The following is a 9755-nucleotide window of genomic DNA, read 5'->3' as shown; positions in this document are numbered from 1 at the left end:
AGAACAGAGTAAATCTGTTAAGGCAGGTGCGAAAAATCCTTCGGGAAAGAAGCAGAAACCCAAATCGTGAGGTTTGGGAATCGCCGTCCGTTTTACGGCGGCGAGGATGTCAATACAGTCCCATTAAGATTCTCAGTCTGTCTTCAACCAATGCCAGCGTTTCTGAGGATACAGTTCCCCATCGCTTCTCAAGTCGTTCTACTGATATTGATCTTACGTCCTCGCACTTGATAAAACTTGGGCATTTTCACTCCTCCCTCTGGGGGTTCCACTTTTAGGTGAAAAGGGATTCCTTTGTCTTTAGAAGTTACTGGCAAAACAACAACTAAGCCAGATACACCCTGATTAAACAGGTCTGCTGAAATCACTAAACATGGACGCTTACCAGCCTGTTCATGCCCCCTTACTGGATTAAGATCTGCTAGCCATATTTCTCCTCTGGTAATTTCTGCCACTACCCTTCTACTCCATCAGCGAGAGTTTGCTCCCATGTCTGCCTTTCAGAAATTTCCTCTTGCCATAAAGTCTCATTCTTCCTTAAGGCGGCGAAGGCTTCATTCGCTTGAACTAGAAAAACATATCTGCGATAATTTTCGATGGCTTTGTCTAATACTGTTGGGAGCGTATCCCCAGAGGAGTCAACGAGTGCTAACAGCGTTTTGTGAGCAGCCTCACTAATGCTAATTTTTAATTCAGGCATACTTTTCTCTCGTAGCTTGTGTAGGACTATTGTAGCCAATTGTGTAAGGACTAACAACCTGGTTGGAACTGATTATTTATTCTCCCTTTTGCCTTTTTCCTCTCCTAATATGTAGCCTATACTCAACGGATTTAGTATTAGATAACACCTGTGAATAACGGAGTCGGAGAAGAATTTTTTTTGCCCAATGTTGAAACACTTTCAATTGATGGCGTTTGCTGGGTAAACGCAGTATATAGACAAATCGACGCATTATATCAGCCAATCTACCAGTAATATTAATGCCAAAACTGGAGACAAGGGCTGATTGTTTACCCAGGGTTAACATATCACCTAAATGCAGATAATAATAGGGTTGGGGCGATTTTTTTCTAATCACTGCCGAGATATTTTTGGCTACTACACTGGCTGCTTGATAGGCTGCCTGTGCTGTGGCAGGAATTACCTGTTTATTAGGATAAATTTCGGCTAGATCCCCAAGGGCAAAAACTTCGGGATAGTCGATTAATTGTAAACTGGAGCGGGTTAATAATTTGCCTTGTGCTGTTTTCTGACAATCTAAATTATTGATCCAATCCTGTGCTTGGGTTCCTGCTGTCCACAATAATAAATCAATGGGGATAACTTCATTTGTATTATCTTTAAATACGGTTATGGAATTAGCTGCAACTTCCTTTAATCCTGTGTTTAAATAGAGACTAACATTCTTGGCTAAAAGGGAACGATAGGAAGCAACACGCACCGATTTAGGGAAGTTTTGCAGTATTTCCTCGTTCTTTTCCACTAGATGAACTTTGCCTTTTTTTCCTAAACCATCAGCTACCTTACAGGCTAATTCTACCCCATTAGGACCGCCGCCAATAATTGCTAAATTAATTGAGGATTTTCCTTGAGTTTCTAATTCATGAATTGCCGTTTGTAATTTTTCCACATCCTCTAAACTCCGAAAAGTCAGCCCATAATCGGCTAACCCCGGTATAGCCGGCCAACGATTCCGCACTCCCACCGCTAAAACGAGGTAATCATAATCTATAACTTCCTCATTTTCTAAATATACTCGATGATTGTTTAAGTCAATATTACTGGCTTTTTGAGTTTTTAAATTAACCTTAGTTCCTGTTAATAATTGACGGTAGGAGGGGGCAATTTCCCAGCGTTGCAATTCTCCTGTAATTAGTTCATAGAGAAGGGGAGTAAAGAGAAAATGGTCTTTCGGTTCGACTAAAGTTATTTGCCATTGACCTGATTTTACTGCTGTTAATCGACTCAGATCGAGCGCCGTATATAACCCTCCAAAACCACCCCCCAGAATGCAAATCTTAGTTATAGGTTTATTCATGGATTTTTATTCTCAGTTGTGTTTAGGATGGGTTTCAGTTCCGAAACTAATTGTTCTGAACGAATAATTCTCTCTGGAGGCAAAAGATGATAATGGGTATCAGCAAAAATGGTAGAATCGGTCTTAATATTCAAGTCTTTTGGGTCGTAAATTGTTGGCACAACCCGACTTAATTCTTCGGCAGATTTGCGAATATTAGCAACGGTTTTACCATCATTTTTAGCATAAACCCAGGGCAAAGAAACCACTAAAGTCGCCCCTTTTGCTTCTAAATCTTTCTTGAGTTTTTCAATCAATTTAATCGAGTGAGGAGAAGCAGGAGTATCAAAGGTCATTTGCCACCATTTCCCTGTTCTTTCCTTAACTATAGTCGGATCACCTGTATTAGTAATCGGATCGGAAAGATAACCCGTCATTCTGCCTTTAGTGAATAAATCAACCGTGGATTTAGTGACTGCACGCATCCCCGGAATACCTAATAACCAAGTATCCTCGATCATGGTTTTTAAAGGTATCCCACCTAACCCCGGTTTGCCAATAGCGACGCTAAAAGGAGCCGATCCCCAAAGTCCTTCGCCGCGATTAAAACCGTCCTCATCCATGAGCATGAGATATTCAGGAATCAGCAGAATTACGTCTCCTTGGCGCGCTTTTTCGAGAATCATAGCGGCAATGACATTTAAGCCGATATCCCCCTGTAAACCGAAGTTAACCACGGGCATTCCCAATTCTTTGGCCATTAATTCCGAATTTATGCTATAATGCGCCCCCGATCCCGCCGTGACGATTAAACGCCGCGGTCCTTCGGTACTAGATGCGATCGCTGATTTTTCCTCGTACATCATCCGCAACCAGCTTAATTCGCCACCGTAGATGACATTATAAACAAAGCCGAGGGACCAAGCGACTCCCAGAGAGGCTAACCAGGGGAAAGGGTTAAAGGATTTAGTATTCATCAGAATTCAAAGTAAATAAAGTCACCGGTATTAGTGGAAGCTAGGAGAATAGTTAAACCTAGCAATATTTTAGACATCCAAGGCGATAGTAATAGTTCATATTCAAACTTTTTCTGAGCAATAGCCAGATGTTCGAGGATTAAAACAATGATACCAAGAACTAAAGCAACGCTTAAAACTGCTCCTTGATTGAGACTATAGGAACTAAAAATCTCAGCGATATTAGCTAAGGAATAATTGAAAGGATTGGCAATAACCAGCACTTTGCCGATTAATCTTCTGGTGTTCATCTCCATGAAAAAGAGACAACCAAAAATGACAGCCAATTGCGTTAAAGCCCAGGAGACAATTTGCGGCTGAGAAACGTATTTCCCGACGAAAGCATAGAAAGGTCGACCTAGATAACGCAGTAATAATAATAATGCCCCGTGGTAAGCGCCCCAAAAGATAAAATTCCAAGCCGCCCCGTGCCAAAAACCTGAAAGAGTAAAGGTAATGAATAGATAAAAAGGCGCCCAATTTTTATTGGAACCCATTAGGGGTAAAAATACATAATCCCGAAACCAAGTGCTAAGGGTAATATGCCAACGTCGCCAAAATTCGTTAATACTTTGGGATGTGTAGGGGGCTAAAAAGTTTAATTCTAATCTAACCCCGACAAAATAGGCTAAACCGACAGCAATAAAGCTATAACCACCGAAGTCAAAATAGATTCTCAGGGTGAATAAAAAGGCCTCAAACCAGATATACCAAGCATTATCGATCATCTTATCTAATTCGATGTAGGGCGCAATGTTATCGGCGAGGACAAATTTCATAAATAAACCGAGGGAAAGCCAACGCAAACCCTTCTCGAAGTTTTCTCCTGTAAATTTGAGGCGAAATCCCTCCATTTGTGGTAATAAATCCCGGCGACGCTCGATCGGACCTGCGACAATTTGCGGGAAAAAGGAGATAAAATTGACATAATCGAGGACGGCTAGGGGTTTCTTTTTCTTTTCCCGTAGGGAGTCCACCACGAAAGCCACCATCTGGAAGGTATAGAAGGATACCCCCGGCGGTATTTGGCTAGGCACGGGAATTGGGGAAAGTTCCTTCCAGTTAGGGGGGAGAGAAACGACCAATCCGATGATTTCCTGCACAAAAAAGCCGAAATACTTGAAGTAGGCAAGGACGAGAATATCGATGACGATAACGATAGTGGCTAGGAGATTCGCTTTCCAGCCGCTCATTTTCAGCACTAGCCAGACCATAATGTAGTTAAAGGCTAGGGAGACGATGAAAACGAGGAAACTGGTGCGACTGGCGTAATAAAACAGGATCAGGGACAGTGCCGCTAATCCGACCCCATCAAAAACACCTCGCCAGAGATTGAAGGACTTCGCTATATAGCGCGCCGTTAGGAAAGGAACGCTAAAAAGGATTAATATCCACCAAAATATAAAATCAGAGTAATTCAAGGCTTGTTAACTCCTGATGGTCTGTGTTACCTTGTTTGAGATGGGTTTCCTGACTTCTGATGCTCACAGAAGAGGGATTTTCTTGACAAGCCTATCAAATTTTGTCAGACTTGTCCATAAAATTACCTCCAGCAATCCTAAAAAATTGAGGCTAGACAAGCAATGCTTTACCAAAAACTGTTAGATGCACATAAACGCTATCGACAATTTAAGAATTATCCCCATATTGCTGATCAATATTGGTCTAGTCAGTTGGCAGAGCATAATATTAGTCCTAATTATGTGGAATATGATGCTAAATCTGGTCAACTTTTTTATAAACCTTTAGGTATCAGTTTAAGCAAAAATAAGCAGGATTTCCTCTTGGCTAGTAAAGTTTTTAACAAAGCTAAAGCCTTAAAAGCTCTGGCTGATTGTCAATTTTATATTGATGAGCAACAGGAATTAATTATCGAGATCGATGGAGTTAAGTTAATTATCGAGACGGGACAGGATTTGGATATCGCCCATGAAATTTTCCTTTTAGGTGTATATAATTTCCTCTATGACAAGCCCTGTGTAGCGATCGATATCGGTATGAATACGGGTTTTGCTAGTCTCTTTTTTGCCAATCGAGCTAATGTGAAAGCTGTCTATAGTTACGAACCTTTTAAGGCTACCTACGACCAAGCTTTCAGAAATTTTGCCCTCAATCCCAATCTAGCGGAGAAGATTAAAGCTTTTGATTATGGAGTCGGCGCTCGGGATGAAATTATTCAAGTCGAATACGATTACACCGTGAAAGGTAGTGTTGGTATTTCTGGTATTGACAACCAATTAAAACCTTTTGCCTCGAAACAAACCGCTACAGCCGATTTAATTCTGAAACCTTTCACCGATGTGTTTAAAGGTATTACCTCTGACTATCCCGATACCGATATTGTTGCCAAGATTGATTGTGAAGGTTCCGAATACGAAATCCTCGATTCTTTAGCGGCAACTGGTCAATTGGGACAGATGAAAATTGTCATGATGGAATGGCATAAAAAGGGCCCCGATGCTTTAGTCAAACATCTGCAAGACTTCGGTTTTATCATCTTTTCCAGGATGCCTCGCAGTAAAAATGTCGGCACTTTGTACGCAATTAAACCCTAAAGTACAGAAGTGAGGTGATGGGGAGATAGGGAAATGGGGAAATGGGGAAATTTTAACTAATACCCCAAAACCCCAACACCTTCTAACTGATAACTGATAACTGATAACTGATAACTGCCTTACTGTGCTTGACAATAGGTATTAAAAGCTTCGCCAGTTTCTTTTTCTAATTGGCCGGCTTTTCTGACCTTTTCCTGTGCTAATTTTGCCCCGTTTTTATTGCGAGTTTCGATAACTTGAATTATTTCACGAGTGGCAGTGGCATAATCTTCATAAACCTGAGCGAAAGCGGTCTTATATTTCTCTAGTTCAGGATACTTCACTGCTAATTTTTTCATATTTTCTGCGGCCTGTTCGATTTTATCGGCGGCTAATAGCCAACTTTTTTGGTCAATTTCTGTCCCTTGACCCTTGGTTAAGGATTTGGTTTCTTGGGCCACCTCGTTGGCAATCTGATAGATTTTTTGACATTGAAACTGTTTACTATCAGCACAACTTGCTAAAAAAGTCAAGCCTATAAATATTAAGATTATTTTGTTATTCATAGCATTGTATTCGAGATGATTCTAGAGAAGCTTATAGCAGTGAACTATCAGCCTCTAGCAGTTTTTTACTGTTATCGACTGATAAGTAGGTGGGTGTTCAAAATTGTCAAATACCCCCCTTATCAAGGGGGGATTAAGGGGGGATCAAAGACAAAATATATCTTCAATTTAATTGAAACCACTTACTTAGAATTGTTCAATCTGATAATACTAAAGTTTAGCACTCAATCGCTGTTAAGCGTGTCTTTTTTGATGCCAATTCCAGGCGTGTTCAACTATTACCTTGAGATCGGCATATTGGGGATGCCAACCGAGAACCTGTTTAGCTTTATCACTACTGCCGATTAAAATAGGGGCATCGCCTGCCCTTCTGGGACTTTCGATGACGGGAATATCTAAACCAGTTACCGCTTGCGCTGTTTCAATCACTTCACGCACGGAAAAACCGTTACCATTGCCCAAATTAAACACATTGCTTTCGCCACCATTTAAGAGATATTCTAAGCCTAAAACGTGAGCCTGTGCTAAATCATTAACATGGATATAATCGCGAACAGCAGTACCATCGGGAGTATCATAATCCGTGCCGAAAATTGACAGGGAATCCCGTTTTTTCAGGGCAGTTAATAAAGCCAGGGGAATTAAATGGGTTTCCGGTTGGTGATCTTCCCCTAATAAACCACTGGGATCGGCTCCTGAAGCATTAAAATAACGGAAAGCCACCGATTTTAAACCATAGGCCCGATCAAAATCCCTAAGAATTTGTTCCACCATTTCCTTACTGGCTGCGTAGGGACTGAGGGGATGATGGGGATGACTTTCCGTCATCGGAATTTCCTTGGGCATTCCATAAATGGCACAGGTGGAAGAAAAAACAAATTTCTTCACATCGGCGGCGATCATCGCTTGCAAAAGAGTCAGACTACCACTAACATTATTTTGATAGTAAATAGCCGGTTCTTGCACCGATTCCCCCACGGCAATAAAAGCGGCAAAGTGCATGACAGCGGCAAGATCACGACTAGCAAATAAATTATCCAGCAGCGATCGATCCCTGGTATCACCGACAATTAACTCAACTTTTAATATATCCTTAATAATTTCGGCGTGACCGTAGGATAAGTTATCGAGTACGATGACGGAATAACCGGCATTTTTGAGCGCTAGAACTGCATGGGAACCAATATAACCCGCACCGCCAGTGACGAGAATGGTAGGTTTAACTTGAGACACGCGATCATACCTATTTGAAATTGACTTGTCTATAACTTTATACCCTAATTTTGCTTTTAAGTAAGTCGTTATAATTAAATTGAAGATAGATATTGTCTTGGATACCCCCTTAATCCCCCCTTGATAAGGGTAGTGCCGATCCCCCCTGCCCCCCTTGATAAGGGGGGTGTCTGACAATTTTTAACACCTACCTACTTATTTGACCATCATGTTAAGTCCCCTCGATCTATCTCTTTCCCTTGACAAAGAAACTTATCAATCACAAATTAAAGATTTAATGCAGCAACTGCGATCGCTACAGCAGTCCTGTTGGGAATGTAAATTACCCGTGGTGGTGGTTTTGGAAGGTTGGGCGGCGGCAGGGAAGGGAACTTTAGTCAAAAAAATGGTTAACTATATGGATCCTCGCGGTTTTACCGTCCATCCAATTTTAACCCCTTCCCCCCAAGAGGAAAGTTACCCGTTTTTGTGGCGATTTTGGCAAAAACTGCCCGCAAAAGGCAGTATCGGCATTTTTTATCACAGTTGGTACACCCATCTACTAGAGGATCGACTCTTAAACAAATTGCCCTCCTCCCAGATTCCCCTAGTCATGCGCGATATCAACACCTTTGAGCGACAATTATTTGATGATCGGGTTGCGATCGCTAAATTCTGGATTCACCTCAGTCAAAAGGAATTAAAGTCACGCATCAAAGAATACGCCGAAAATGAGCTAGAATCTTGGCGCGTGCGTCCGGAAGATTGGCAGCAGGCCAAACGTTATGATGAGTATGCCAGTTTAGCCGAGGAAATGATTACCTACACTAGCACGGGGGCCGCCCCTTGGATATTGGTGGAGGGCAACTGTCAACGTTGGGCCCGGGTAAAAGTTCTCTCCCAATTAGTCGGTACGATCGCTCAAGCCTTGGATCAGCGCCAATTACCGATCGAACCCCCTGTCAATCTACCACCCCAAGCCCAATTACTGCCCACGGAACCCGATTATCTAGGGAGAGTGGACTTAAGTGCCAAATTGGAAAAAGAAGACTATAAAATCCGTTTGCGTCAGGCACAGGTGGAATTAAGAAAACTGCAATTAGAGATTTTTCAGGCAAATATTCCCGTTTTAGTCCTCTTTGAAGGGTGGGATGCCGCCGGTAAGGGAGGTGCGATCAAACGCTTAACCGATACCCTCGATCCTCGCAGTTATCAAGTGATTGCCTTTGCTGCCCCGACGGAGGAAGAACACCGCTATCATTATCTCTGGCGCTTCTGGCGCAAATTACCCGCAGCCAAAACTATCGGTATATTCGATCGCAGTTGGTATGGACGGGTTTTAGTGGAGAGAGTGGAAGGATTCGCTAAAGATATGGATTGGCGACGGGCATATCAAGAAATTAACGAATTTGAGGCCCAATTAACCCATTCAGGCTGTGTTTTAGTCAAATTCTGGTTACATATTAGCCCCGAAGAACAGTTAAATCGTTTCAACGAACGCCAAACTAACCCCTATCGTCAACATAAACTCACCGATGAAGATTGGCGCAATCGAGAAAAACAGCCCCTCTACCATGTGGCAGTTAATCACATGGTAGCCCGTACTAGCACCCCCGTCGCCCCTTGGACAATTGTGGCGGCAAATGATAAGTATTTCGCCCGCGTTAAAGTCATAGAAACAGTAATTGCTGCTATTGAAACCGGTTTGAAACAACGGGGATAGGGATTTTTTCGATTCCCCTCCCTTAACCCTGATGTGCTGAGAAGCAGAGTCGAGAACTTCATCGAACGTTTTGAATATCCACCAGAGGAGAAACAATCATCGAAAATTTTGGGTCTGAAACCCCGTCGTTCTACGACGGCTTTACTGTTAAATATGAGCATCGTTTACGAAATATATGCTAAAATGTGAGGTATGGAAAAAGCCTATTCTTACCGATTTTACCCAACACCCGAACAAGAGTCGCTATTGCGGCGCACTTTGGGCTGTGTAAGATTGGTTGACAATAAAGCTCTCCATCTCAGAACACAAGCTTGGTATGAAAGACAAGAAAGAGTAGGATATACTGAAACTTCTTCAATGCTAACCGATTGGAAAAAGCAAGAAGAATTAGACTTTTTAAACGAAGTTAGCTGTGTACCTTTACAACAAGGGTTAAGACACCTACAAACAGCTTTCACTAATTTCTTTGCTGGTCGTACTAAGTATCCTAACTTTAAGAAAAAACATCAGGGAGGAAGTGCCGAATTTACTAAGTCTGCTTTTAAATTTAAAGACAAACAAATCTATTTAGCTAAATGCACAGAACCTTTACCTATTCGATGGTCAAGACAAATACCAGAAAGCTGTGACCCAAGTACAGTAACAGTCAGATTACATCCGTCTGGACGCTGGCATATTTCAATTAG

12 protein-coding genes are annotated in these 9755 nt (G+C 42.0%); 4 read left to right on the top strand and 8 right to left on the bottom strand.

Annotation, left to right across the window (positions count from 1 at the left end; all coding sequences use genetic code 11):
- Window positions 1-109: 109 nt before the first annotated feature.
- The 6 genes from H6F92_RS26595 to H6F92_RS18370 all read right to left on the bottom strand — a co-directional run bounded on the left by H6F92_RS26595 (window position 110) and on the right by H6F92_RS18370 (window position 4455).
- The gene (locus H6F92_RS26595) at window positions 110-208 is read right to left on the bottom strand and encodes a hypothetical protein (protein WP_338420911.1); all 99 of its coding nucleotides are present in this window, start codon (window positions 206-208) and stop codon (window positions 110-112) included.
- On the bottom strand, window positions 189-455 hold the full coding sequence (locus H6F92_RS18390) for a type II toxin-antitoxin system PemK/MazF family toxin (RefSeq protein ID WP_265795589.1): 267 nt from the start codon (window positions 453-455) through the stop codon (window positions 189-191). Before H6F92_RS18390 ends, H6F92_RS26595 begins: the two co-directional genes overlap by 20 nt.
- A complete protein-coding gene (locus tag H6F92_RS18385) occupies window positions 455-700 on the bottom strand; it encodes a hypothetical protein (RefSeq protein WP_002739747.1) in 246 nt (81 codons plus the stop codon). The genes H6F92_RS18390 and H6F92_RS18385 overlap by 1 nt, the downstream gene beginning before the upstream one ends.
- A 76-nt stretch (window positions 701-776) precedes the next feature.
- Complete coding sequence (locus tag H6F92_RS18380) at window positions 777-2039, bottom strand: NAD(P)/FAD-dependent oxidoreductase (protein WP_190359014.1); 1263 nt, start codon at window positions 2037-2039, stop codon at window positions 777-779.
- The gene (locus tag H6F92_RS18375; protein WP_190359013.1) at window positions 2036-2995 is read right to left on the bottom strand and encodes a hypothetical protein; all 960 of its coding nucleotides are present in this window, start codon (window positions 2993-2995) and stop codon (window positions 2036-2038) included. Before H6F92_RS18375 ends, H6F92_RS18380 begins: the two co-directional genes overlap by 4 nt.
- The gene (locus H6F92_RS18370) at window positions 2995-4455 is read right to left on the bottom strand and encodes an MBOAT family O-acyltransferase (RefSeq protein ID WP_190359012.1); all 1461 of its coding nucleotides are present in this window, start codon (window positions 4453-4455) and stop codon (window positions 2995-2997) included. Before H6F92_RS18370 ends, H6F92_RS18375 begins: the two co-directional genes overlap by 1 nt.
- 162 nt (window positions 4456-4617) lie before the next feature.
- Between H6F92_RS18370 and H6F92_RS18365 the strand changes: the two genes are divergently transcribed.
- Complete coding sequence (locus H6F92_RS18365; protein WP_190359011.1) at window positions 4618-5589, top strand: FkbM family methyltransferase; 972 nt, start codon at window positions 4618-4620, stop codon at window positions 5587-5589.
- 119 nt (window positions 5590-5708) lie between these two features.
- On the opposite strand, the gene H6F92_RS18360 is transcribed toward H6F92_RS18365, so the two are convergent.
- Both H6F92_RS18360 and galE read right to left on the bottom strand, forming a co-directional pair.
- Complete coding sequence (locus tag H6F92_RS18360) at window positions 5709-6134, bottom strand: hypothetical protein (protein WP_190359010.1); 426 nt, start codon at window positions 6132-6134, stop codon at window positions 5709-5711.
- A gap of 234 nt (window positions 6135-6368) precedes the next feature.
- The gene (galE, locus tag H6F92_RS18355; protein ID WP_190359009.1) at window positions 6369-7367 is read right to left on the bottom strand and encodes a UDP-glucose 4-epimerase GalE; all 999 of its coding nucleotides are present in this window, start codon (window positions 7365-7367) and stop codon (window positions 6369-6371) included.
- 208 nt (window positions 7368-7575) lie between these two features.
- On the opposite strand from galE, the gene pap reads away from it, so the two are divergent.
- The 3 genes from pap to H6F92_RS18340 all read left to right on the top strand — a co-directional run.
- Window positions 7576-9069: a polyphosphate:AMP phosphotransferase gene (gene pap, locus H6F92_RS18350; RefSeq protein WP_190359008.1), complete on the top strand. Its 1494-nt coding sequence runs from the start codon at window positions 7576-7578 to the stop codon at window positions 9067-9069.
- 33 nt (window positions 9070-9102) lie between these two features.
- Window positions 9103-9258, top strand: coding sequence for a hypothetical protein (locus tag H6F92_RS18345; RefSeq protein WP_190359007.1), 156 nt, complete (start codon window positions 9103-9105; stop codon window positions 9256-9258).
- Between the two features lie 3 nt (window positions 9259-9261).
- Window positions 9262-9755, top strand: a 494-nt coding sequence (locus H6F92_RS18340; RefSeq protein WP_190359006.1) for an RNA-guided endonuclease InsQ/TnpB family protein, incomplete at its 3' end; no start/stop codon positions are given.

It is taken from the genome of Microcystis wesenbergii FACHB-1317 (genome assembly GCF_014696875.1).
GTDB classification, from domain to species: Bacteria; Cyanobacteriota; Cyanobacteriia; order Cyanobacteriales; family Microcystaceae; genus Microcystis; species Microcystis wesenbergii_A.
This window is presented reverse-complemented; position numbering and strand designations above follow the sequence as displayed.